This window comes from Mesorhizobium sp. M3A.F.Ca.ET.175.01.1.1 (assembly GCF_004791945.1).
Lineage (GTDB): Bacteria > Pseudomonadota > Alphaproteobacteria > Rhizobiales > Rhizobiaceae > Mesorhizobium.
The window spans coordinates 1-294 of the sequence record NZ_SRTP01000355.1 but is presented as its reverse complement, the minus strand read 5'-3'; the positions used below and the strand labels follow the sequence as shown (position 1 = coordinate 294).

The following is a 294-nucleotide window of genomic DNA, read 5'->3' as shown; positions in this document are numbered from 1 at the left end:
CGAATTCGGTCCGCCCGCCAACTATTTCGCCGAAAAAATCGTTCGCGCCGTCACCACGGGCGGGCGCACGCGCGAGAGCGCCAATTCAAGGGTGCTCGGGCTGATCGAGAAGCGCTATGGCGTGCCGGGCGAGATCGTGCTGGCGATCTGGGGTCGCGAGACCGGCTTCGGCGCGGCCAGGATGCCTTACGATGCCTTCGAGGTGCTGGGCACCAAGGCCTTCATGTCGACGAAAAAGGATTTCTTCCGCACCGAGGTGCTGGCGGCGCTCGAGATCGTCGAGCGTGGGCTGGC

General features: G+C 65.0%; 1 protein-coding gene. It reads left to right on the top strand.

Translation table 11 applies throughout. The annotated features are described in order from the left end of the window. On the top strand, positions 1-294 hold a 294-nt coding region (locus tag EN818_RS31970), incomplete at both ends, for a lytic murein transglycosylase (RefSeq protein WP_189524017.1).